Here is a 25,605-nt window from a genome sequence, read left to right on the forward strand (position 1 = left end):
ATTGTATACAGATTGCTTTCAAGTGCTAGCTAAACAGCCATTTATGTACCAATTTAGTGTAACGCGGCATGACTACATACACCATCATCAATACCACCAGAAACGTAGTACTCAATACTTTTAGCATATGGCCTAAGGGGATGGGGATGCTTGTTGCCAGCCAATCGATCAGTGCAGACATCGCTAATACCAAGGGAAAAATGGCTGACCAGGTGATGACTAGTTGTTTCCATTTAGTGGGCAGCTTGGCTTTTGCCTCTTCTGGCGTAAACCAAAAATCCAGGCCACTGCGTACAAAGAATTTATCATCTTCTACTAGATACGGCTGTACTTTTTTAATCAGTTTTTTTCTATCGTCTGACGCCATCCATGCCAAGAGATTTTTGCGCGTGTCAAACCGAATAATCACTGTATAAGTGACTGTGGCTCCAGCGACTGGATGTACGATGCTAACACCCAAGTGCCCAGGGTAGCTTTTGGAAACTGGAATAATTTCGTTTAACCATGCTTCATAGTCGAGCTTAGCGTCATCTCTGATATGATGCGAAATGACAACTGTAGCGGTTTGTTCGGTGTCTAATGTGAAAGTCATGTTTATTGCCTTGATAAATGTTATCCCCAAGATCTAAAGTAGCATCCTAGGGATGTTCATGATTATTTCTTGCAGTTATTTCTTAGCGCTTTGCGCATTAAAAGAAGTGATGAGATTACGGTAATCAGGGATATGGTTAGATAACAAAGTCGCCAAGCCCTCAATATCACGACGCCAATCACGATGTAACTCACAAGCCACCCCAAACCAAGTCATGAACTGAACACCAGCAGCCTCCATGCGGCGCCATGCCGCATCACGCGTCATCTCATTAAACGTGCCAGAAGCATCCGCCACCACAAACACCTCAAAACCCTCTTCAATCGCAGCCAGTGCTGGGAATGCTACGCACACCTCGGTCACCACACCGGCAATGATAATTTGCTTCTTACCTGTGGCTTTAATCGCCTTCACGAAGTCCTCGTTATCCCATGCATTGATTTGGCCTGGACGTGCAATATAAGGCGCATCAGGGAACATCTCTTTTAACTCAGGCATCAGCGGACCGTTAGGACCATTCTCAAAGCTAGTGGTTAAAATGGTTGGCAACTGAAAGTACTTAGCAGAATCTGCCAATGCCAATACATTGTTCTTAAAGCGATCTGGCTCAATATCGCGTACTAAAGATAACAGGCCTGCTTGGTGATCTACTAGTAATACTACTGCGTTGTCGCGGTCTAGACGTACGTATGGTTTGTTCATGGTGTTTCTCCTAAAGAATTGAATTAAAGTTTTATATTGTTTTTATGCCGCTACTGCAAAGCGACCATTGTTGTAGTCATCAACAGCCTGATTGATTTCTTCCCGGCTATTCATCACAAAAGGGCCATGGCCAACCACTGGTTCATTCAGCGGTGCCCCGTTTAATAACAGTAAAACTGAGTCTTGCTGTGCTTCTAACACCAGTTCGGTTCCCTCGCGCTGCATCACTGCCAGCTCAGATGGTTGGATAACGTGTACATCTCCGGTCTTTACTGCACCATGCAGCACAAAGATGGCAGTGGTATGACCTTCGGGTAAATTGAATGCCGCTGTACTGCCTGCATTTAGCCTGACATCCCACACATTCATGCTGCTGAAGGTATGCGCAGGGCCTTTTTTTCCTAAAAACTCACCAGCAATCACGCGCACTTTTCCTGCATTAGCTGTTAGTGCAACTTCTGGTATCTGTGCGCTGGTAATGCCTTGATAGCCAGGCGCTGCCATTTTGTGTTTAGCTGGCAAGTTGACCCAAAGTTGTATCATCTCAAACGGGCCGCCGGTACGGGCGTAATCGTCACCGTGGTACTCCTCATGGATAATGCCGGAGCCGGCTGTCATCCACTGCACATCACCTGCGCCTATGGTGCCGCCAGAATTAGTAGAGTCATGGTGTGACACTTGGCCGTCATAGACGATGGTTACTGTTTCAAAACCACGGTGCGGGTGTTTGCCTACGCCGCGGCGTTGCTCTGTTGGCTCAAATTTGGTCGGTGCTGCATAGTCCATCAACAGGAACGGTGACATTTCTTCATGAATATCGCGATAAGAAAAAATGCTTTGCACCGGGAAGCCATCACCTACCCAGTGATTGCCGTTGCTGCGTTTAATAAAAGCTAGTTTTTTCATGATGTTTTTCCTCGATTTCTGTACTTCAATTTTTACTTCATTTTTTACTTGGTTACGATGGTTCCCACTATAAAGATATGACAAATCACAGACTAGATGGTTAAATGTTAAATTACTTTTCATTTAAATGAATAATTATGGATTTCAACGAATCAGCAGTGTTTGTCAAAGTGGTACAGGCCGGTAGTTTTAGTGAAGCAGCTAGGCAAATTGGTTTGCCTACCTCCACCGTAAGTACCAGAATCTCTCGGCTGGAAAAGCGCTTAGGGATCACGCTGCTACAGCGCACCACGAGAAGGCTGAGCCTGACTGAAGCTGGCGCTGTGTACTATCAGCATGCGGCGCAGGGGCTTAGCTATTTGCTAGAGGCCGAAGCCGCCATAGACGAGGCGCGTCAGCAACCACAAGGTAAATTGAAGGTGACCGCACCGGCCGACCTTGGCGACAGCTTGCTAGCCAACCTAATACAGCGTGCACAGCGAGATTTCCCTGAGTTGGAGATGGAACTACTATTAACCGACCGCTATATCGATTTGGTGGCAGATGGAGTGGATGTTGCGATTCGTACCGGTGATTTACGCGACTCCAGCCTGATAGCAAAATCGCTAGGCATCATCCATTGGGAATTGTTTGCCAGCAAAGATTATTTAAAGAGCGCCGCACCATTAGAGGTGCCACAGGACATACACGCACATCATTGCTTACAATTTACCCCGATGGGGCGCGATGCTTGGACGTTAAGCAACGAGTACAGCCACATTACCATTCCATTACCAGCACGCACCATGGCTAATAGCATCGGTGTTGTGAAATCAATGGCAGAAAATGGGCAGGGTATCGCGCTATTGCCCGCTTTTGTCTGCAAGCAGGGCTTAATTAGCGGTGATTTGTTAAGAGTCCTGCCAGACTGGCAAGGCAGGGCAGACCCTGTACATTTGGTGTACCCCAAGCAGCGTTTTATGCCACCCAAACTGCGTGCATTTTTAGATCTGGCACAAGATGAGCTGAGGCCGCAGTTTAGTTGCTAGTTAGCCCCCCCCCGGCTGACAGCATATCGCACGCCAGCGCACCGACATCACGTACCGCCTGTTCGATGGCTAGTGTCCACAAGTGGCTGAAATTGAGACGAATATAATGAGTGAGCTCTTTTTTGCGGGAGAAAATGGTGCCGGGGGCGACGGTAATGCCACTGTTGATCGCGGCGCGGTAAAGTTCTAGCGCATCAAGTGCTGGTGGTAGCTTTACCCAGATCACATAGCCACCTTTAGGGACAGAAAGCTGTGTACCAGCAGGAAAACTTTGCTCAATCACATTGCGCATCAGTACATAATTGGAGCGCAGGGTATGCCGTAATTGCTTGAGATGCTGCTCGAAGCTATCGCGTTGCAAGAACTTGGCTATCGCAATCTGCGGGGCTGATGGCAGTGACAGACTATTGAGAAACATGAGCCGCTCTACCTCCTGGCGGTAGCGTCCGGCATGGGTCCAACCCACACGGTAGCCGGGAGCCAGTGATTTGGAAAACGAGGAGCAATGCAGCACGATGCCTGCATCATCAAAAGCCTTAGCTGGCTTAGGTGGTATGTCACCAAAGTACAATTCGCTGTAAACATCATCCTCAATCAGAGGAATCTGCTGTTCTGCCAGCAATGTCACTAGTGCTTGTTTTTTAGCCTCCGGCATCACGAAGCCCAGCGGATTTTGGAAGTTACAAGTCAGAATAACGGCAGCGATGCGCACGTTATCGGTCATGGCGCGCAATGCATCCAAATCAATGCCAGACTCCGGGTCAGTACGTATTTCAGCCACTTTCATGCCTAGGCGCTCAACAGTATGCGCCAATGCATAATATCCTGGGGACTCCAGCGCGATGGTGTCACCCGCCTTGGCTACCGCTTGCAGGCACAGCGTGATTGCTTCGGTAGCGCCATGGGTGATGACGATATCATCTGGCGAGACATCCATGCCACTCACCAAATAACGTCGCGCAATCTGTTGCCTTAGCATTTCATTGCCGGGCGGCAAATCGCTCAATACGCCCCAATCACCCTGATCATCGGTCAGGGCTTTTTCATATTGATGGATTCTCTTCAGCGGAAATAGCTGCGGATCTGGAAACGGTGAGCCCAGCGGCACCGTGCCAAACTCACGGATTGATTTAAGCGTAGTAAGTACCAACTTGCCCGCATCAATCTCAGCAAGGTTAATATCTTTGGCCAGCGGAGAAGCGTGGCGTTGCTGCAAGCGTTTGCGGGGGGTGACGAAATAGCCGGATTGTGGGTGGCTGCTGATAATGCCATCTTGCTCCAGCAGCAAATATGCGCGCAATACGGTGCTAATACTGAGCTCATATTTCTGGCTGGCTTGCCGTACCGAAAAAATCTTATCCCCCGGCTTTAAGACGCCTTCATCGATCATTGCGCGAATGCGGGCGGCAAACGAGACATAAAGCTTCATAAATGGCCAAGCAGGGATGGAATTCTGAAGTTTTTGATTATACTCCAGCCGTGTGTTGTTGTATCGCGACTGGCAACTTAAGCCGCTTGCAACACCATTGAGACCTCTTCGCCACCAGCCGTTAAGGCAGCAACCAAGCGCTCTTTTTGGGTAAACACTTCCACCAGTGCTTGTTCGCTTAAGGCTGTCATCAGCCGTTGCAGCGTGCTCATGCGGATATCTAGGCGCTTGCAGATAACCGCTAGCGACACATAGCTCCTACCCTGTTCATGCTCTGCATGCAGCAACTCCAGTATCCCCAGCATCAGCACGGCACTGGTGTCTAACTGGGCTGTATCTAGCTGGCTACTCTCGGAGGCGTAACCCTCCTGTACCTCATAAGCATCAAGTTCAAGCAGCATTGGCTACCTCTGGCGCAGTGGTTTTTTCGATAATCACGGGAATGGATTTGGAGGTTGGCGTGCGTGAGAGATCGGCTACGCTTTCTAATGGCACCAGATTATTAGTTTCTGGGTAATAGCCACTCAGGCAGCCCTGCGGAATGTCGTAAGATACAACTAAGAATTTGTCTGCTCTGCGCGTGATGCCATCTTGCCAGACGCTTACTAGATTAATCCAGTCACCGGCTTGCAGCCCCATGCGCTGGATATCTGCCGGATTCATGAAAATAACACGGCGTTGGCCAAACACACCACGATAACGGTCATCCATACCATAAATGGTGGTGTTGTACTGGTCATGCGAACGCGTTGTCATCAGTACGAATAATTGGTCACCATACTGCTCGCGCGCCTGATGGATAGGTGAACTCTGCGGAATAGCCTGCAGCGTAAATTCTGCCTTACCAGACGGTGTGTTCCAAATACGCTGACTGGAAGGCACTGGCATACGGAAACCGCCAGGCTTTTTGATGCGCTCATTGTAGTTTTTAAATGCCACTGGCATGGTCTGCTCAATAGCATCGCGAATCTTGCTGTAATCCTTGATGTATTCTAGCCAAGGCGTCTTGCTGTGTTTGAGTGTCGCATGTGCAAAACGGGCCACGATGGCAGGCTCAGAGAGCAGATGCGGCGAGGCTGGTTTGTTCATGCCGTAGGAAATATGCACCATGCTCATGGAGTCTTCCACAGTCACGCCTTGTGGGCCAGTTTCCTGCGTATCAATCTCGGTACGACCCAAGCATGGCAGTATCAATGCTTCCTTGCCGTGTACCAAATGGCTACGGTTGAGTTTGGTGGTGACATGAGCAGTCAAGTCACAGTTACGCATACCCTCCCAAGTACGGTCGGTGTCAGGGGTGGCAATAGAGAAATTACCGCCCAAACCAAAGAAGAATTTAGCTTTACCATCAATCATGGCTTGGATGGCGCCCACAGCATCGTAACCTGGTGTTTTTGGCACCTTGATATCAAACACGCGTTCCAAGCTTTCAAGAAATTCAACTGGCATTTTTTCGTAAATGCCCACAGTGCGGTTGCCCTGCACATTACTATGTCCACGCACTGGGCACAGGCCAGCGCCTTCCTTACCGATATTGCCACGCAACAACATCAGGTTAACCAAGGTTTTAATCGTGGCAACGCCATGTTTGTGCTGAGTGATACCCATGCCCCAGGTAGAAATTACGCGGTCACCGGTGGCGTAGATGCGTGCAATTTCTTCAATCTGCTCGAGCGGCACGCCAGATTCTTCCACAATCACGTCCCAGCTTTCCTGACGGGCGTCTTCGGCAATTGCCTCAAAATTATTGGTGTGCTGCTGAATAAACGCTAAATCAACAGCACGCTCGCTACCAAGTTTGATTGCTTCATCATCCCATTGGATCACGAACTTGATCATGCCTTTAATCAACGCCAAGTCACCGCCGAGTTTAGGCTGGATCAACAGATCGCTGATTTTGCTACCCTTGAAAGACAACATATCAAATGGGCTTTGAGGGTCAGCAAAGCGCTCAAGGCCACGCTCTTTCAATGGATTAATCGCAACAATACGCGCGCCGCGTTTAGCTGCCTCACGCAACTCACCCAACATACGCGGATGATTGGTGGCCGGGTTTTGGCCGAAGATCAGAATGGTGTCAGCATGCTCAAAGTCGTGCAAAGTCACGGAGCCTTTACCGATACCAACAGTAGGCGGCAAAGCCATGCTGGTGGATTCGTGGCAAAGATTGGAGCAATCAGGAAAGTTATTAGTACCAAACTCGCGCACGAACAATTGATAGAGGAAAGCAGCTTCATTGCCGGCGCGACCAGAAGTATAGAAAACCGCTTCATTCGGGTCGTTCAATGCATGCAAATGCGATGCCATCAGCGCAAATGCATCATCCCAAGCAATTTCATCGTATTTATCCGTCACTGGGTTATAACGCATAGGGTGCGTCAAGCGGCCTTCATTTTCCAGATCGAAATCGCTCCAACCCATCAACTCTGTCACCGTGTGTTTGGCAAAAAACGTAGGAGGTGTACGTTTGGCTGTCGCTTCAGCAGCCACCGCCTTCACGCCATTTTCACAAAACTCGAATGTGGAAGTGTGCTCTTTATCCGGCCAAGCACAGCCTGGGCAGTCAAACCCATCAGGCTGATTCTGTGACAGCAGCGTTATCACACCCTTGACTGGAATTTTCTGTAGCGCGAGTTGCGCGGCAACTTGTTTTAACGCACCCCAACCGGCAGCTGGGTGGTGATATGGTTTGATTACGGCTTTTTGTTGCGACATATTTCCTACTGGCTTATAAGTTTGGCAGGTGTGTGTAAAGATTTGCCTGCGCATAGACGACGAAATAACAATGGATGCCATCGTAAGGGAGCAAGCACAAGGAAAACAGGCACAGAAACGGGGAATTTTTAGAGCACAGTTGGCTGTAGTACATAATCAATATTACTAGGAGCTTTTCGTTATGCTATGAATAATGCGATGGTTGCTAAACTCCCATCATTCACGTTACTGCTGTGTGTAGCCGTGGCTTGAAAGATAAAAGCGCAATAATTCAATGTAGTTATTGTGCATGGACATATCTGGTAACTATAGGCAATAAAAAGTGGGTCATATTTAAGTGTCTGCTAGTCATTCTCTTTAGTGCGCATAAGGTTGTGAGTTTGGACACCGGGATGTTTACTTTTGCTACTTTGATTCTTTATTCATGCTGACTCAAAAGAGTGTGACTTTATTAAAAAATCTCTTGGATATCTTAATAAATGAAACTAGTGTTTGGAGGTTTTTCTGTGCTATTAGGAGCGTCTTTGGTTGGATAAGATTAAAGTCCGTATCAAGTGACGTTTAGTAGTTTAGTGTAATTAATTTGAATTTACATTATTATTAGAAAACGATGTTTCACATATCTTATGTATGATTATATAGTTTTCTTAACAGATTTCCATAATTTGGAAGAGTGATTGGTTAGTCTAGTACACTGTTAATAATCAGCGCAATTAGCTTAATTCTCAATAAGTTATTTAAAATAAGAACTGGAAGGTAATAGATGAAACTTACTGTCGCAAATCGCATTACGTTGCTAATTTTGGCTACAAGTCTTGGTCTAGTTTTCTTGGTCGGCGCAAATATATATTTAATCAATGACGTATTTCAGAAGGCGAACTTTAGCACGATTAATACTGTTCCTTCTTTAGCGTCTCTCGGAGAGGCGAATAGCCTATTCCAGCGAGCACGGATCAATCTGATACGACATACAACAGCTACGGATATTCAAGCGAAACAAAAGTTAGAGCTTGCCTTTGAAGACCGTAAAGCACTCTCACTTAAAGCATTTAAAACATATGAAACCACCTTGGTTGGAGCTAAAGATAAAGAACTTTATGACCAAGAAAAAAAATTGCTTGAGGATTACTTTAGTAAAGTTCCTAAAATTTTTGAACTGTCGCGAAGTGTTGTTCAATTAAGCCCTGAGGAGGCAGCAAACCAAGTCTCTCTGACTGCCAATATTAGAGCAGAGCTAGAGAGCATAGATGCTATTGGTGTAGCCATTGCTAAAAAGTTTGAAGAGCATACAAAATACAATATTGAGTTAGGAAATAAGAGTGCTGCCGATGCCATAGCAGGTAAGGATGTTGCTGTTTGGATCGCGCTAGCGATATCAATTTTACTACTCTTGGTTATAACTGTATTGGGTGTGTTGACCAAGAATGCTATTTTGAGAGCAATTGGCGCAGAGCCTGCAGATTTGGCAGTTATTGCTAAAGGTTTTGCCGAAGGCAATCTCAATACTAAGTTTGATGTGAAATCAGATGACAAAACTAGCATTGCTAGCTCAATTAGACTCTTACAATCTACATTGAATGAACTGGTCATCTCTCTAAAAAAGATTAGCGCTCAACATGATGCAGGTGATATTGATGAGCGAGTGGATGTTAACAAATTCAGAGGTGGTTATGCGGAAATGGCGGCTGGCATCAATAAGATGGTAGAGGGCCATATTGAAATGAACGAAAAAGCCATGGCTGTAGTGCAGGCGTTTGGTGAAGGTAATTTTGATGCACCTTTGGAAAAATTTCCCGGTAAAAAAGCGAGTATCAATCAACGTATCGAACAAGTGCGTAGCAGTATTAAACACTTTATTATTGATATGAATAATATGGCGAAGGAACATGATGCTGGTAACGTTGATTTGTTGATTAATGTTGCAAGTTATAAGGGAGCTTATGCTGAATTAGCAGATGGCGTTAATAATATGGTTCAAGGTCATATTGATGTTAGCAACAAATCTATCAATGTTGTAAAAGGTTTTGGTGACGGAAACTTTGATATTCCATTAGTGAAATTTCCTGGTAAAAAAGCGCTAATTAACGAAGCGATTGAGAATACTCGCAGCAATATAAAGGCATTCATAGCTGACATCAACGAAATGGCTAAGCAGCATGACCTAGGCGATATTGATGTCAAAATCGACGAAAAGAAATATCAAGGTGTATATGCTGATATGGCTGATGGTGTGAATCAAATGGTGGCTGGTCACCTCAACGTCACGCGAAAAGCACTTGGTGTCGTATCTCGTTTTGGTGAAGGTGATTTTGATGTGCCTTTGGAAAAATTCCCAGGCAAAAAAATCTTCGTTAATGATGCAATTGAAGCTGTTCGTAAAAATCTAAAAGCTTTAAACAGTGATGCACATATGTTGTCAGCTGCTGCAGCTGAAGGGCGCATCACGGTGCGTGCAGATGCAGCTCAACACTTAGGCGATTTCCGAAAAATTATAGAGGGTGTGAATAATACGCTCGAGTTGATTGTCGCCCCAATTGTTACAGTAAAATCATCGGTGGAGACAATTAATACTGCGGCCAAAGAAATTGCACAAGGAAATGTAGATCTATCTCAGCGTACAGAAGAGCAAGCCGCATCCCTTGAGGAAACTGCCTCTAGCATGGAAGAGCTAGCCTCGACTGTGAAGCACAATGCAGAAAACGCAAAGCAAGCCAACCAAATGGCAATGACAGCTTCTACTGTTGCAGCTAAAGGTGGGGATGTGATGGAGCAGGTCGTAAGTACAATGACTATGATTAATCAAAGCTCACAAAAGATTGAGGCGATTATTTCTGTCATTGATGGAATTGCGTTCCAGACAAATATTCTTGCGCTTAATGCCGCAGTTGAGGCTGCAAGAGCTGGTGAGCAGGGGAGAGGATTTGCCGTTGTCGCGGGAGAGGTTCGCAATCTGGCGCAACGTTCGGCTTCTGCAGCAAAAGAAATTAAAGAGCTCATTTCAGACTCGGTAGAAAAAACTTCTGAGGGTACTAAGCTTGTTGAAAATGCTGGCAATACCATGAAAGAGGTTGTCACCTCGGTAAAAAAACTAACGGATATCATGGCTGAGATTTCAGCTGCCTCATCAGAGCAAAGTGCTGGAATTGATCAGGTTAATATAGCTCTGACGCAAATGGATCAAGTTACCCAACAAAACGCTGCACTGGTTGAGCAAGCCGCCGCCGCCGCTGAGTCACTTATGGAGCAATCCGAAGAGATGAATCGAGTGGTGAGTGTGTTTAAATTGGATAACACCCAGAGCTTTAAAAGTTCGCAAGTAAGAGCGATTGCAGCACACAGGGTAAGAGAGCATTCTCTTCTGTTGCCATCCTTAAAGTAATTTGGCAATTATTGTCGAAGAAAATATAAGTGAGTCAAAAAAGTATTGATATCTTTAGTGCTATCAAAAGCTTTATTGCCTACTTTAATCCATTATAGATGTTCAGTGAGAATGGTAAATTTGGCTCTTGTATAAAAATGGAGGCATAAATTGCTATTAATAAATTTATGTTAGATCGACTATCCTTGTGCAAAAGCGCCACCAATTATTGAAGCGGCCAAACCATCTATTCTGATTTAAATCGCCCAATAACTCTTTGATTGACCAATTTTATTGCAAGGCTGGTCTCGAGTCGCTAGTCGTATAGCGCGCTTTTTGATATACAAAGAGTTTTAAAGGGGTAGTATAAAGACGTGAGTGGACTTTCCAGAATTGGGTGGTTGGATAGGCTGGCTAGTTCAACTCAAGCTTCATCAAAACCTCTTCATCTGCGACCATATCCAAGACCTCCTCGGTAAACTCATCAGGGCACTCGCTAGACCACTCAGCGCCCGCTTTAAAGTCTTTGGTCATCATAGGCAAAAAGCTCATGTGCATATACTGTCCATCATCCATCTTAATGGCTTGCACTTGGTCAGGATGCTCTACCAAATCCCATGTGTCAGGAATGTCTAATTCTAATTGGATTGTTACTAATAGCTTTTTCATGTGATGCCCTTGTGTTAAGTTTCCTGTGAAGACTATAGGTGTTCTCTAAGCAAACCACAAGAAACTTTCATTGGTTGCGATTATTACGGCTCAAAGGCGTCTAGTAAGCTAGTGGTGATTCAATCAGAAGATTTAAGTGTAGCTAGATATCTATTTGCAATTGAATGACTAAGTAGAACGTTAACTCTTGATTTCTCTTGTATGTAGCCGAGGTGGTGGATTGATACTTGGTCGCGATATTTAATCAGTATTTCGCCAAGCGTGGTTCTTTCTGCTAATGAGCGGTCAATGAATACATTTCTATCCATTTCAGATTCGATAGCTCTTGCCCATGCCTCTGCTTCCGACTTCTTATCAAACCTTTTTGAAATTGGTTTATAGCCTTGCTTCCGAATTTGAACCTGCCAACCAGAGCTACGTTTAGTAATTGATGCCATTTCTCGCCTCACTGTGTCAAAAGTGTGTCACAAAGAGGGATTTTTTGGTTTTTAGATTGTCGGAGTGTCAGCGGAAGCATAATTTTACTTACTTAAATAAGCATAAAATTATACTCTAGGTAGTGGTTGGCCGTGAAATTGCATCTATTAAGAGTTTGTAAGTCACCATAAAGCTGGCTCTATCCAATTATGGACACATAAATTAATCTACACCCCAAATTTGGATAAACAATCCCGTCGGCGGGGGAGCATTCATTATTTTCTTAACTCTGATAGCCCATGAAGCTTTGTCAGTAGCAATTGGTGTGTTATTTAAAATTGGATTGAATCGCCACCACTTTACAACTCTTTACGATTGAGCAATAAATTCACTTGCATGATTTAACTTTTATCAGTTAAAGTCCTCCACAAGAGTGTGGAGGATCTCAATAAACCACTGCTCAAAAAAATAATTACACGACAATAATACTAATAACAAGCAGTGAGGGTTTAGTGGTTCAACCGTTAAACATAGAGGCCTTTATATGGGCTACAGGGGCGTTTTGTCAGCTGAATCGTATTCCGCATGACGTTGCATTGCTAATTAAGCAGTATCCGCCACCCTATGATATTGTCCATTTACAACAAGCGCTTAATCATTTTGGTTTAAACAACAGTCGCAAACGATATAGTCTCAACCAACTTCCGCAAGCCAGCATGCCATGCTTGGCCATTCTGAATCCAGTACAACAAACACAAACAAACAGTAGTGCCTCATCAGACACTGACTCCAATGCTGATAGTGTAGAACCAAGCAGCACCTCACCTTCCGCTTTACCCCCTAATGCAACAGCCAATCCAAATTACGACATCGCCCTTATTTTAAGCCGCGACGACAAACGCTTACTTGTATTGCATCCTGGTCAAGCAGAGCCTGTGACCATCAGTATCAATGATCCTGATTTTAACGCCCGTATCACTGGTGATTTTCTAATGGTGCGTAAAGCTGAAGAGGCACTCACTGATGAAGATGGTGTGACGCAAGGGAAAGCATCTCAAGCTACTCAAGCTAATGCACCCACCGGCAGCGGAACGAATCAAGCGCCTGAGAAAGAATTCGGTTTTCGCTGGTTCGTCCCCGAGCTACTCAAATACAAGAATATCTGGTCTGAAGTATTACTAGCATCGCTAGCTATTCAGTTGGTGGGTTTGGCTGTACCTATTTGTACCCAAATCGTGATTGATAAAGTGGTAGTGCATCACACTACGAGTACTTTAGTGGTGATTGGGATTGCTCTCTTTATTTTTCTAGTTTTTAGTGCAGTGATGGGATGGGTGCGTCAATACTTGGTATTACATACCGGTAACCGTATTGATGCCACTTTAGGGCATAAAGTCTTTAGCCATTTGTTAGATCTCCCTGTACGCTATTACAACAACAGACCTACTGGTGTCATCATTGCCCGTGTACACGGTGTAGAAACCATACGTGAGTTTCTGGCAAGTGGTCTAGTAACACTGTTGCTAGACTTCCCATTCCTGATCGTATTTCTCGCCATTATGTTTTGGTATAGCTGGCAATTAAGTTTGATTGCGGTGGCTTGTTTAGCACTGATCTCTATCTTAAGTTTTTTTGTGACCCCCATTATCCGTGCCAAGCTTAATCACCAGTTTATGCTCGGTGCACGTAATCAGGCCTTCCTCACTGAATATGTTTCAGGCATGGAAACGGTTAAGTCGTTACAGATGGAACCACAGCTTAAACAAACCTTTGGTAATTACTTAAGCACCTATCTCAATGCCAGCTTTGATAGCCGTAAGCTATCCATTACCTACAATACGGCAGCCAGCACACTAGACCAATTACAAACATTGGCGATTCTATGTGTAGGTGCATGGCTAGTAATGCACAACACTAGTTTCACCATTGGCATGTTGGTGGCCTTTCAGATGTTCTCAGGCAGGCTTTCACAACCAGTCATGCGTTTAGTGGGTTTATGGCAGGAATTCCAACAAGCCGATATTGCCGTGAAGCGCCTAGGAGATGTGATGAACGCTCCTGCAGAGCCGATGACACTTATCCCTACCAGAGCAAATGTTAGCCAAACCACTAACATCACTGTCGATAGCTTAGGCTTTAGATACACCGATCCACAAAACAACACTGAATTACCGTGGCTATATCGCAACCTCAGCTTCAATATACAAGCAGGCCATTGTGTTGTTGTCATGGGTCCCAGTGGCTGTGGTAAAAGCACCTTGGCTAAATTACTGCTGGGTTTCTACCAACCCCAAGAAGGCACCATCAAGCTCAATGGGCAAGACATCAAGTACCTGGCAGCTAATGAGCTAAGAAATCACTTTGGGGTAGTGCCACAAGAGACAGTATTGTTCTCTGGCACCATTTACGACAACCTGATCTTAGCTAATCCACACGCTAGCTTTGAGCAAATCATCCATGCTTGCCAACTCGCTGAGATTCACCAAGCTATTGCAAAGCTGCCACAAGGTTACCAAACCATAGTCGGTGAACATGGCGCAGGCTTAAGTGGTGGCCAGAAGCAACGCATTGCCATTGCCAGGGCATTGCTCAAACAACCTAAAGTCTTAATCTTTGATGAAGCAGTTTCCAATCTTGATCAACAAACCGCAGAGCATTTTGCGCAGACAGTGAACAAACTTAAAGGCAAGGTCACTATTCTGTTTATTACCCATCAACTCCCTAAGGGGCTGAATGTGGATGAGGCGGTGATACTGGGGAAAGATGAAAATATTAGAAATGAGAATCAGCAAGCAAGTGGTTTAGAGAAGGTTGAGTTATGACAAGTGACGAAAAAAATCAAGATACGTCCTCAATAGTGAGGTTTTCTGATTCTACGTTAATTGACAGCGCTGCTAGTCAGAAAAAATTTTTCTTTACATGCGATAACTATTGGCCAATAAATGTATACATTTTTGTTATAACCATTTTCTTGATGTTTTTTTCCTTTGTTAATCATCAAAGCAGCCAAAAGATATTTACATTAATTTGTATGATATTTCTAATAGTTCGTATTTTCACTAAAAATCGACCCCCGGAGTTCATTGAGTTGAATTACCAAGAAAAAATATTAGTAATTAAACACAGGTTTCCTAATGCAAAGGAGTTAGAGGTTATAGATATTAAAAATTTAACTTCAGCTATAGGTTTGATTAGGCCAGCAAGGTATTCAACAGCAGAGTTACAGTTAACTTTTGTCGGTGAGGAAAAAAAAAGTATACATTTTGACGTGGACACCACTTTAAATAGTTTTTTCTCTGCACCTAAGGAGGCGTTACCTCAGTCATTAGTTTGTTTGATAAATGAAATCAATGAGTCAGTTATTAATATTAATTTGATTAAATAATAGGAGCGTATATGGTAGGAGCGGTTGGGTTAGGCGGGATTACTTCGGCAGGAGTTAGCATTTCAAATGGTATTCAGAATATGTCAAACCCCGATGGTAGCGGTGGCGCAGGCATTGTCTCGGGTGTAACTGGTTTGGTTGGAGAGCTTTCAAAACCAGGCTCACCTTTGAATACTACCACCTTACTAACATCTCCTTTATATTCCATGGTAGAGCTTGGAATGGCCATAACTCAATTCAATGATGCTATGGCTTCAGGTAACGAAGACTCTCAGGTAAGTGCTGCTCTGAATGTTGCCGCTGCGCTAGGTGGCGTTATGAGTACAATTCCTTCACCCTTAACAAAGGGCTTGGGGATTGCACTCAATCTTGGCGCAAATGCTGCTAAGATTGCTTGGGATAAAGGTTGGCGTCCTTTGGGGCATCCTGATTACAATCCAAACATCCCAGCTCCTGCGCCATTGCCTCTCGGTGATGCCAATAATAACGGTATTCCGGACATCCATGAAGGTAATTGGCTTAAACCTGATATAGCTACCAAAACCTGGTGGGATCGAGCCAAAGACTTCCTTCTCCGTCGCGACCCCTTAACCTTTGATTTGGACGGAGACGGTCTCGAAACAGTAGGCATCTCATCAACAAATACGATTCTCTTTGATCACGACGGCGATGGCACTAAAAATGGCACAGGCTGGGTAAGCTCAGACGATGCCATGTTAGTTCTTGATAGAAACGGTAATGGCACTATAGATAACGGTCTAGAGTTGTTTGGGGACTCTACGGTTAAAAGTAACGGTCTCAAAGCCAAGGATGGTTTTGATGCTTTAGCAGATCTAGACAGCAACGCTGACGGCGTTGTTAATAATCAAGATGCACAATTTTCCAACCTTAAGCTCTGGCGTGATCTCAACCAAGATGGTGTTAGCCAGTCAGGCGAACTGTTCACGCTTAATCAACTAGGTATTGTTGGTATCAATGTTGCCAGCACGGAACACAGCACCACATTAAGTAATGGTAACCAACTAGCCGATACCGGCAGCTTTATTAAGTCGGATGGTAGTACTGGTACACTGGGTGAAGTTACCGGCAATATGGGGGACATCAATTTAGCTGATAGCACTTTTCATCGAGAGTTTGCCGATAAGCTTGATACCAGCACCGTGGCACATCTGCCCGATATGATAGGTAGTGGTGCTGTGCGTGATTTACGTGAGGCCGCCACACAATCCACAACCTTACAAAACTTACTTACTCAATATAGTGCAGCGACCACGCGTGATGCACAAATGGGATTGATTGATAAGTTATTAGATGCCTGGGCAGACACCAGTGGTTTTGCAGAAACCTATGCAGATCGAGTGGCAGGTTTAAAATACTCAGTAATATCTCCAGAGGGTAATGTAATTCTTGAACTGCCATATGTAGTGGGGTATCAGTCTTTTGGAAATATTACCAACGCGACGTATCTTACAGAGGCAACATCTACAACGACTACGAGCGGATCTGGTGGAGGTGGCACCATTTCAGTTGAGATTCTGACACCAGAATTCCAAGCATTGATTGATAGCTGGAATCAGAAAATGCATATCCTTGAAGCCTTCAATGGTAATTATTTTTTTGGCTTGCCAACGAACCCTAGTGCAGGGGCTAGAACAGGACTTACGATCAAGGAAATCAATAGTGCAGCACCAAGCCCTAGCGGTGGCAGCAGCCTGCCGACTGCGCTTCCTATCGTGATTAGCTATAATCAAGGGCAGCTAGATTTATTGCAGCAAAGCTATGATGCACTTAAAGTCTCTGTGTACGATGCTTTGCTCATGCAAACAAGATTTAAGCCGTTATTAGATGAAATCAATCTAGTCATAGATGCTAACGGTATTCGTCTTGACTTTACTAAACTAAATGCAGTTTTTGATGCAAAAGTTTCTGATGACGCCACCAGTGGGTTAATTGATCTAATCGAGTTTAATGATGCATCTCAAAATATACTCAAAGATACAAACTGGAATGGTTGGCAAAAAGTTAGCGAGTTGCTTGAGAGCTCAACACCCAATCAAACAATTCTAGATTTACTTAAAACTAGAAAGATTTTAGTAAGTGGCTTAAATGGTTTCACTGGATCAGGCACTTCTGACGATGATGTAATTTTAGGAAATACATCTGCGAATACAATCAGTGGTGGGTTAGGAAATGACACCATTTTTGGGTCAGGTGGTGATGACACACTTAGCGGTGGTGGTGGTAATGATTTGCTTGATGGAGGTGATGGTAATGATACTCTGAGTGGCAGCAATCTTGCCGATACCTTGATCGGCGGTGCCGGTAACGATATATTAAATGGCAATATTGCAGGGTACAGTTATTCTGACACTGTTGGCAACATCTACGAAGGAGGTGCCGGCAATGACATCTTGAACGGTACGGCTGGCTCAGACACTTATCGTTACAACAAAGGAGATGGTGCGGACATTATCAATGAAGGTTACCAGAACGGTAACACCACCAGTGTTGATAAGATTTTACTCGGTGCGAACATTGCAGTATCTGATGTAACACTCTCGCGCCCTAATGGCACCACTAACTTGGTTCTTAAATTCGCGAATGCTGGCGACAGTATCACCATCAATAACTGGTATGGCGATGCTACTGGTCGTATTGAACAAGTTGTGTTCGCAGATGGCACGATCTGGGACAAAACTAAGCTTACTGCCGACGGATTGGTCGTGATTGGAACTACAGGTAATGACACGCTGAATGGCCTGTCATCTTACAACAACACCTTATTAGGGATGGATGGCAATGATACTTTAAATGGAAGTGGGCTTACGGACACCTTGATTGGTGGCGCAGGCGACGATATCCTGAATGGGAATCTTGCAGGGTACAGTTATTACGACACAGCTGGTAACATCTACGAAGGTGGTACTGGCAATGATACCTTGAACGGTACTGCTGGTTCAGACACCTACCGTTACAACAAAGGTGACGGTGCAGATACTATCAATGAAGGTTACCAAAACAATAACACCACCAGCGTCGACAAGATCGTACTCGGTGCGGACATTGCAGTATCTGATGTAACACTCTCGCGCCCTAATGGCACCACTAACTTGGTTCTTAAATTCGCGAATGCTGGCGACAGTATCACCATCAACAACTGGTATGGTGATGCTACATATCGAGTAGAGCAACTCGTATTTGCAGATGGCACTATTTGGGACAAAGATAAACTTACTACCGACGGATCGGTCGTGATTGGAACTACAGGTAATGACACGCTGAATGGCCTGTCATCTTATAACAACACCTTATTAGGGATGGATGGCAATGATACTTTAAATGGAAGTGGGCTTACGGACACCTTGATCGGTGGCGCAGGCGACGATATCCTGAATGGACATATTGCAGGGTACAGTTATTACGACACAGCTGGTAACATCTACGAAGGCGGTACCGGCAATGACACCTTGAACGGTACTGCTGGCTCAGACACCTATCGTTACAACAAAGGAGATGGTGCGGACATTATAAATGAAGGTTACCAGAACGGTAACACCACCAGCGTTGATAAAATCATCCTTGGTGCAGGTATCGCGCCTGAGGACGTGGTCTTATCCAGATTGCAAGGCACCAATGACCTAGTCATTAGCTTTGCTACAGCGGGCGACCAAATCAAAATTCCTAGTTGGTATGCTGGTAATGACTATCGAGTAGAGCAACTCGTGTTTGCGGATGGCACCATTTGGGATAAGACTAAGCTTACTGCTGACGGATTAGTCGTGACCGGAACTACAGGCAATGACACGCTGAATGGATTGTCTGGCTACAACAACACACTAATAGGTGGTGCTGGCAACGACACATTGGTCGGAGTCTACTTGGCTGACACCCTCATTGGCGGTGCTGGTGATGACATATTAAATGGCTCAATAGCAGGGTACAGTTATTACGACACAGCTGGTAACATCTACGAAGGTGGTACCGGCAATGACACCTTGAACGGTACTGCTGGTTCAGACACCTACCGTTACAACAAAGGTGACGGTGCGGACATTATCAATGAAGGTTACCAGAACGGTAATACCACCAGCGTCGACAAGATCGTACTCGGTGCGGACATTGCAGTATCTGATGTGACATTGATGCGTGCCAATAACAGCAACAACCTGATCCTTAAGTTTGCAAATACTGGCGACAGCATCACCATCAACAACTGGTATAGCGACGCTACTGGCCGTATCGAACAAGTTGTGTTTGCCGATGGCACTGTATGGGATAAAGCCAAGTTAACTACAGATGGTCTTGTTGTTACGGGTACTTCAGGCAATGACACCTTGAATGGCCTGTCGTCTTACAACAACACCTTGTTAGGGATGGACGGTAACGATACATTACAAGGTAGCACCCTTGCTGACACCTTAATAGGAGGTGCTGGTGACGATGTGTTGAATGGTAACTCCAGTGCATCGTATAGCTACTATGATACGACTGGTAATCTTTACGAAGGTGGTATCGGCAATGACACCTTGAACGGTACTGCTGGTTCAGACACCTATCGTTACAACAAAGGTGACGGTGCGGACATTATCAATGAAGGTTACCAGAACGGTAATACCACCAGCGTCGACAAGATCGTACTCGGTGCGGACATTGCAGTATCTGATGTGACATTGATGCGTGCCAATAACAGCAACAACCTGATCCTTAAGTTTGCAAATACTGGCGACAGCATCACCATCAACAACTGGTATAGCGACGCTACTGGCCGTATCGAACAAGTTGTGTTTGCCGATGGCACTGTATGGGATAAAGCCAAGTTAACTACAGATGGTCTTGTTGTTACGGGTACTTCAGGCAATGACACCTTGAATGGCCTGTCGTCTTACAACAACACCTTGTTAGGGATGGACGGTAACGATACATTACAAGGTAGCACCCTTGCTGACACCTTAATAGGAGGTGCTGGTGACGATGTGTTGAATGGTAACTCCAGTGCATCGTATAGCTACTATGATACGACTGGTAATCTTTACGAAGGTGGTATCGGCAATGACACCTTGAACGGTACTGCTGGTTCAGACACCTATCGTTACAACAAAGGTGACGGTGCGGACATTATCAATGAAGGTTACCAGAACGGTAATACCACCAGCGTCGACAAGATCGTGCTAGGTGCGGACATTGCAGTATCTGATGTGGCAGTGGTGCGTCCTACCGACAGTTCTAATCTGATTCTTAAGTTCGCCAACAGTGGCGACAGTATCACCATCAGTAACTGGTATAGCGATGCTACTGGTCGCATTGAACAAGTTGTGTTTGCAGATGGCACTGTATGGGATAAAGCCAAGTTAACTACAGATGGTCTTGTTGTTACGGGTACTTCAGGCAATGACACCTTGAATGGCCTGTCGTCTTACAACAACACCTTGTTAGGGATGGACGGTAACGATACATTACAAGGTAGCACCCTTGCTGACACCTTAATAGGAGGTGCTGGTGACGATGTGTTGAATGGTAACTCCAGTGCATCGTATAGCTACTATGATACGACTGGTAATCTTTACGAAGGTGGTATCGGCAATGACACCTTGAACGGTACTGCTGGTTCAGACACCTATCGTTACAACAAAGGTGACGGTGCGGACATTATCAATGAAGGTTACCAGAACGGTAATACCACCAGCGTCGACAAGATCGTGCTAGGTGCGGACATTGCAGTGTCTGATGTGGCAGTGGTGCGTCCTACCGGCAGTTCTAATCTGATTCTTAAGTTCGCCAACAGTGGCGACAGCATCACCATCAACAACTGGTATAGCGATGCTACTGGTCGCATTGAACAAGTTGTGTTTGCAGATGGCACTGTATGGGATAAAGCCAAGTTAACTACAGATGGTCTTGTTGTTACGGGTACTTCAGGCAATGACACCTTGAATGGCCTGTCGTCTTACAACAACACCTTGTTAGGGATGGAGGGGAATGATGTGCTTTCAGGTGGTGGTGGCAACGATATTCTGGACGGAGGAGCTGGTAACGACGTACTAAATGGCGGCGCACTTGCTGACACCTTAATAGGAGGTGCTGGTGACGATGTGTTAAATGGTAACTCCAGTGCATCGTATAGCTACTATGATACGACTGGTAATCTTTACGAAGGTGGTACTGGCAATGACACCTTGAACGGTACGGCTGGCTCAGACACCTACCGTTACAACAAAGGTGACGGTGCAGATACTATCAATGAAGGTTACCAGAACAGTAACACCACCAGCGTCGACAAGATCGTACTCGGTGCGGACATTGCAGTATCTGATGTGACAGTGGGACGGCCTAACGGTACATCTAATCTGACTCTTAAATTTGCGAATGCTGGTGACAGTATCACCATCAGTAACTGGTATAGCGATGCTACTGGTCGCATTGAGCAAGTCGTATTTGCAGATGGCACGATCTGGGACAAAACTAAGCTTACTACGGATGGGTTAGTCGTAGTTGGCAGCGCCAGCAATGACACTTTAGATGGGTTAAATAACTACAATAATACGCTTAAGGGCATGGACGGCGATGATGTCTTAATTGGTCGTGAGCGTGAAGATATATTAATTGGTGGCGCAGGCAATGATACATTGCATGGCTATGTTGCAGGATACAGCTCCTCGGAAACTGCTGGTAACATCTACGAAGGTGGTACCGGCAATGACACCTTGAACGGTACAGCTGGCTCAGACACCTACCGTTACAACAAAGGTGACGGTGCGGACATTATCAATGAAGGCAGCCAGAACGGTAACACCACCAGCGTCGACAAGATCGTACTCGGTGCGGACATTGCAGTATCTGATGTGACATTGATGCGTGCCAATAACAGCAACAACCTGATCCTTAAGTTTGCAAATACTGGCGACAGCATCACCATCAACAACTGGTATAGCGACGCTACTGGCCGTATCGAACAAGTTGTGTTTGCCGATGGCACTGTATGGGATAAAGCCAAGTTAACTACAGATGGTCTTGTTGTTACGGGTACTTCAGGCAATGACACCTTGAATGGCCTGTCGTCTTACAACAACACCTTATTAGGGATGGAGGGGAGTGATACACTCTATGGCGGCACCCTTGCCGACATCTTGGTTGGCGGTGCGGGCGACGATGTATTGAACGGCATATATAATGGCGGCACTAGCTATTGGGACACGACTGGTAACATCTACGAAGGTGGTATCGGCAATGACACCTTGAACGGTACAGCTGGCTCAGACACCTACCGTTACAACAAAGGTGACGGTGCGGACATTATCAATGAAGGCAGCCAGAACGGTAACACCACCAGCGTCGACAAGATCGTACTCGGTGCGGACATTGCAGTATCTGATGTGACATTGATGCGTGCCAATAACAGCAACAACCTGATCCTTAAGTTTGCAAATACTGGCGACAGCATCACCATCAACAACTGGTATAGCGACGCTACTGGCCGTATCGAACAAGTTGTGTTTGCCGATGGCACTGTATGGGATAAAGCCAAGTTAACTACAGATGGTCTTGTTGTTACGGGTACTTCAGGCAATGACACCTTGAATGGCCTGTCGTCTTACAACAACACCTTAGTAGGCGGTGACGGTAACGACACTTTATATGGTAATAACCTTGCTGATACCTTGATTGGTGGGGCTGGCAGTGACTCACTCAATGATACTGCAGGCAACAATCTGTTCGACGGTGGTTTAGGTAACGACATCATCACCGCTGGTAGTGGCAATGACCTGTTGATTGGTGGCTTTGGCAATGACACCATCACTACAGGCACTGGCTACGATGTGATTGTTTTCAATAAAGGTGATGGTCAGGACATTATCAATGCCTCAACAGGCGCAGACAACACCATCAGCCTAGGCGGTAACTTCGCCTATAGTGATTTAAGTTTCACTAAATCAACAAATGATCTGATCCTTAAAGTAGGCACTGCAGACCAAATTACACTTAAAGACTGGTACGTAGGTACTACCAATAAGAGCGTAGTTAATTTACAGGTGATTGCCGAAGCCATGACTGGTTTTAGTTTAGGGGGTTCAGATGTGTTAAGAGACAACAAAGTTGAGAGCTTTAACTTTGCTAATCTCGTTGCTGCATTTGATGCCGCCGGCGCTACCGCCAACTGGCAGCTTACTGATGCAAGGCTGACTACCCATTTGCAAACAGGTAGTGATACTGCTGCCATTGGTGGTGACCTAGCTTACCAATATGGTAAAAACAGCAACCTTACTGGTATGGGCGTGCTAAATGCACAAAGTGTGATTTCAGCAGCTAACTTTGGTCAAGCGGCACAAGCGCTGAATAATCCATCAGTGTGGCAAGCTGAGTTAGTGAAGCTAGGCTAAGTTCATATGGGTAATCACTAATGACACAAGCAACACCAGTACTGCAAGCTCCCAGGCAGAAAGTCAAAGAGACTGGCAATGATCAACCATCATTCAACCTAGATCATTTTGACTTCTCTCCTGGGATACTCGGGGTACAAGAACGTCCACCTTCACCATTGCCTCGTATGGTGTTGCGTGGCGTTCTACTCTTGCTATTGGTAATGCTGATATGGGCTATCTTCGGTCGATTAGATGTGGTGTCTGTGGCAGAAGGAAAACTGGTCCCCGTCAGTTATATCAAAATCGTGCAACCATCGGAAGCGGGTATTGTGCGAGATATTGCCATCAAAGAAGGTCAGGCTGTAACTAAAGGCCAAGTGCTGATTCAGATGGATGCCAACCTATCGGAAGCGGATAGCAAAGCCTTGCAATCTTCACTGCAACATCGGTCGCTAGAGCTACGTCGCATCGAAGCTGAGTTGGCCAACAAGCCGCTCAAGAAAAAGTCTAATGACGATAGTGAGCTATTTAACCGTATCTATGCTTCCTATCAGTCTAACCGACGTGCTTATGAAGATGACATCGCTGCAGAGAAAGCTAGCCTACAAAAAGCTTACAGTGACCTAAGTGCGACACAAGAGATTCAATATAAGCTAGAGCAAACGCTCCCTAGCTATCAGGCTCAAGAAGCTGCTTATGCGAAGCTGGTTAAAGATGGTTTTGCAGGCAAACTCATGGGGCAAGAAAAACAGCGTGAGCGTATCACCGCAGAACAAGACCTACGTGCGCAAGAATACAATGCAAAAAGCTTGCAAGCTAGTATCGCTCAATCTCAAAAGCGCCTCAATCAGATTCAGTCTGATTATCATCAAAAACTAGAAACCGAGCGCGTTGCCACTTATGCAGAATACCTACGACTAGAACAAGAGTGGGCTAAACAATCTCATAAGAACAGCTTACTTGAGCTTAAAGCCCCGCAAGCAGGTATTGTAAAAGACTTGGCCACTCATACACCGGGCACGGTAGTATCACCTGGTACGGTACTGATGACCTTAGTACCTAACAATGAAGCACTACAAGCGGAAGTGTGGCTTAAAAACGAAGATGCTGGCTTTGTAAGACAGAATCAACAAGTCAAAGTAAAGCTCTCTGCCTATCCATTCCAGAAGTACGGCATGGTGGACGGTAAAGTATTACAAGTCAGTGCAGATGCAACTGATAAGTCTGCATCAAACAATAGCCAAAGCGGCACTGACAGCACACAAAGCTCTTCTGGAGCAACTACACAACTGGCTTATCGCACTATCATTCAACTTAACAAGCAAAGCTTGGAAATTGAACAAGATAAACTGCGACTTGCTCCAGGCATGCAAGTTGTCGCTGAAATCAAGCTAGTAGATCAAACGGTGATGGAATACTTGTTATCGCCTATTAGAAAAGCGTTTCATGAGGCAGGGCGTGAGCGGTAGGTGTTTGAGACGCACTCCAATGAGTAACTGTTAAATGTGATAGAACTTAAAGTTATTTTAAATTAAGGCGTGATTCGCTCTCTGGAAGTGGTTGCTTTTGAACAAGTGATTAGTGATATAGGCACCAGTAACCGCTAAAAGTAATCAGGGTCATCTTTGGATATAGGATATCGCACTCTCTTAGTCCGGCTTTCCATCATTTTGTTCTCAGGTGTATTGCATAGCCTATCCAATATTCCCAGCATATTCATGGCATGTAAGTAGTTGCCGGCTTGGACTGAATGTTCACCACGTTCAATTCTTTGTAAGGTATTTAGACTTACATCCATACGATGCGCAAAGTCACGCATGGTGATTTGGCGCAATTTACGTTGCGCTGAGATTGTCTTGCCCCACAGCTTGATCATATCAAGCGCAAATATGCTAATTGGGGCGTTTTCTGGTATTTTCTTTGGCATGAAATGTACCTATAAAAAGTGTTTTAAGTAGCTTAATATACTTTTTATAGGTACGCAATCTATCTAAATAGTTTTGATTAAAACAAAAGTAAGAGTCATTAAATTACCCTTGAGTCAGTT

At 45.1% G+C, this 25,605-nt stretch carries 15 protein-coding genes; 6 read left to right on the plus strand and 9 right to left on the minus strand.

Annotation, left to right across the window (positions count from 1 at the left end; translation table 11 throughout):
• Positions 1 to 25 precede the first annotated feature (25 nt).
• The 3 genes from MMOL_RS02355 to MMOL_RS02365 form a co-directional block, all read right to left on the minus strand.
• Positions 26 to 592, minus strand: coding sequence for a putative antibiotic biosynthesis monooxygenase (locus tag MMOL_RS02355; protein WP_015831411.1), 567 nt, complete (start codon positions 590 to 592; stop codon positions 26 to 28).
• Between the two features lie 75 nt (positions 593 to 667).
• Entirely contained in the window at positions 668 to 1,294 is a 627-nt protein-coding gene (ycaC, locus tag MMOL_RS02360) for an isochorismate family cysteine hydrolase YcaC (RefSeq protein WP_015831412.1), read from the minus strand.
• A gap of 42 nt (positions 1,295 to 1,336) precedes the next feature.
• Positions 1,337 to 2,200: a pirin family protein gene (locus tag MMOL_RS02365; RefSeq protein ID WP_015831413.1), complete on the minus strand. Its 864-nt coding sequence runs from the start codon at positions 2,198 to 2,200 to the stop codon at positions 1,337 to 1,339.
• Between the two features lie 137 nt (positions 2,201 to 2,337).
• Between MMOL_RS02365 and MMOL_RS02370 the strand changes: the two genes are divergently transcribed.
• Positions 2,338 to 3,228, plus strand: coding sequence for a LysR family transcriptional regulator (locus MMOL_RS02370; RefSeq protein WP_015831414.1), 891 nt, complete (start codon positions 2,338 to 2,340; stop codon positions 3,226 to 3,228).
• Here MMOL_RS02370 and MMOL_RS02375 read toward each other — a convergent pair.
• The 3 genes from MMOL_RS02375 to MMOL_RS02385 form a co-directional block, all read right to left on the minus strand.
• Complete coding sequence (locus MMOL_RS02375; protein ID WP_015831415.1) at positions 3,218 to 4,657, minus strand: aminotransferase-like domain-containing protein; 1,440 nt, start codon at positions 4,655 to 4,657, stop codon at positions 3,218 to 3,220. The genes MMOL_RS02370 and MMOL_RS02375 overlap by 11 nt on opposite strands.
• Positions 4,658 to 4,734: 77 nt before the next feature.
• Positions 4,735 to 5,058 carry a hypothetical protein gene (locus tag MMOL_RS02380; protein ID WP_015831416.1) on the minus strand — a complete coding sequence of 108 codons (324 nt, stop codon included), beginning with the start codon at positions 5,056 to 5,058 and terminating at the stop codon, positions 4,735 to 4,737.
• Positions 5,048 to 7,372, minus strand: coding sequence for an FdhF/YdeP family oxidoreductase (locus MMOL_RS02385; RefSeq protein WP_015831417.1), 2,325 nt, complete (start codon positions 7,370 to 7,372; stop codon positions 5,048 to 5,050). The genes MMOL_RS02380 and MMOL_RS02385 overlap by 11 nt, the downstream gene beginning before the upstream one ends.
• Before the next feature lie 763 nt (positions 7,373 to 8,135).
• Between MMOL_RS02385 and MMOL_RS02390 the strand changes: the two genes are divergently transcribed.
• Positions 8,136 to 10,751, plus strand: a complete 2,616-nt coding sequence (locus tag MMOL_RS02390; protein ID WP_015831418.1) for a methyl-accepting chemotaxis protein — start codon at positions 8,136 to 8,138, stop codon at positions 10,749 to 10,751.
• Positions 10,752 to 11,144: 393 nt separating this feature from the next.
• On the opposite strand, the gene MMOL_RS02395 is transcribed toward MMOL_RS02390, so the two are convergent.
• Positions 11,145 to 11,399, minus strand: a complete 255-nt coding sequence (locus MMOL_RS02395) for a hypothetical protein (RefSeq protein ID WP_015831419.1) — start codon at positions 11,397 to 11,399, stop codon at positions 11,145 to 11,147.
• 119 nt (positions 11,400 to 11,518) lie between these two features.
• Positions 11,519 to 11,836: a phage integrase gene (locus MMOL_RS02400; RefSeq protein WP_015831420.1), complete on the minus strand. Its 318-nt coding sequence runs from the start codon at positions 11,834 to 11,836 to the stop codon at positions 11,519 to 11,521.
• A gap of 492 nt (positions 11,837 to 12,328) precedes the next feature.
• Here MMOL_RS02400 and MMOL_RS02405 point away from each other — a divergent pair, with 492 nt between their 5' ends.
• The 4 genes from MMOL_RS02405 (at position 12,329) to MMOL_RS02420 (ending at position 25,027) form a co-directional block, all read left to right on the plus strand.
• Positions 12,329 to 14,638 (plus strand): peptidase domain-containing ABC transporter, encoded by a 2,310-nt coding sequence (locus MMOL_RS02405; protein ID WP_015831421.1) that lies wholly within the window; start codon positions 12,329 to 12,331, stop codon positions 14,636 to 14,638.
• Positions 14,635 to 15,201 (plus strand): hypothetical protein, encoded by a 567-nt coding sequence (locus tag MMOL_RS02410; protein WP_015831422.1) that lies wholly within the window; start codon positions 14,635 to 14,637, stop codon positions 15,199 to 15,201. Before MMOL_RS02405 ends, MMOL_RS02410 begins: the two co-directional genes overlap by 4 nt.
• Before the next feature lie 80 nt (positions 15,202 to 15,281).
• A complete protein-coding gene (locus MMOL_RS12125) occupies positions 15,282 to 23,576 on the plus strand; it encodes a beta strand repeat-containing protein (RefSeq protein ID WP_187287228.1) in 8,295 nt (2,764 codons plus the stop codon).
• A 20-nt stretch (positions 23,577 to 23,596) separates the two neighbouring features.
• A complete protein-coding gene (locus MMOL_RS02420; RefSeq protein WP_015831424.1) occupies positions 23,597 to 25,027 on the plus strand; it encodes an HlyD family type I secretion periplasmic adaptor subunit in 1,431 nt (476 codons plus the stop codon).
• A gap of 134 nt (positions 25,028 to 25,161) precedes the next feature.
• Here MMOL_RS02420 and MMOL_RS02425 read toward each other — a convergent pair whose 3' ends face one another.
• Positions 25,162 to 25,485 carry a helix-turn-helix domain-containing protein gene (locus MMOL_RS02425; RefSeq protein ID WP_015831425.1) on the minus strand — a complete coding sequence of 108 codons (324 nt, stop codon included), beginning with the start codon at positions 25,483 to 25,485 and terminating at the stop codon, positions 25,162 to 25,164.
• Positions 25,486 to 25,605 lie beyond the last annotated feature (120 nt).

Origin of the sequence: Methylotenera mobilis JLW8 (assembly GCF_000023705.1) — a bacterium.
In the GTDB taxonomy this organism is placed as follows: domain Bacteria; phylum Pseudomonadota; class Gammaproteobacteria; order Burkholderiales; family Methylophilaceae; genus Methylotenera; species Methylotenera mobilis.